Below are 693 nucleotides of genomic sequence, written 5' to 3'. Positions count from 1 at the left end.
GCATTGCATGGGGGAACAGAATGACTGCCATTCCCAAAACCATTCGAAGAGCCAAGTCCGTTTAGATGATCCGTTGGATTAATGATATACCTACAGTGCACTGATACGTGAAGCCGTGCTGATCACCAATATTAGCAAAGATCACGATTATATTAGTCGCTCTGGTCAATCACAACGCATTCGCTATTCAATCAGTCTTTTGCCGTTTTTTGATGGGGGGAAACTGCAAGAACGATATCAAGAGGGACAATACCCATGAAGATACCAGCAAAGCACCTTTTTGTAGAGCTAAAGGATATGAGCCTAGATCTCATCTGTTCTTAACATGCGATGGCTGTTTTAGGAGACTGTGCAATTGTAGTGAATGCAGAAAAAGGCATTGAATCTGTATCACAACGGCTATTCTTTAATGCTACTACAGATTGTTACTCTAACGAACTCCTTTAATATGATATCATAAAGCAAGAAATAGAGTCATTAAGAGATTGTACTCTGCACATGCATCACTTTGATAGAGCAATAGGTATTCTAGGGGGTATTGGCACCTTTGATCTTAGGATTATTGTGGAATCAACATCAATTAGAAACTAAGATAATGGGGACACCTTCGAATGGGAAAAAGTAAGAGAGGCAATATGGACGTCTTTCACGTCTAAGACTTAGTATTATACATAAGAACATAGTAAGATTAAT

1 pseudogene is annotated in these 693 nt (G+C 39.0%); it reads left to right on the top strand.

Going from position 1 to position 693, the window contains the following annotated elements:
• Window positions 1-259, top strand: a pseudogene (locus tag ACFIK8_RS11585) (phage tail protein); the annotation flags it as partial.
• Between the last annotated feature and the right edge of the window lie 434 nt (window positions 260-693).

It is taken from the genome of Bartonella sp. MR168JLCBS, assembly GCF_042194175.1.
The sequence above is the reverse complement of the archived record's forward strand: the minus strand, read 5'-3'. Positions and strand labels throughout refer to the sequence as shown.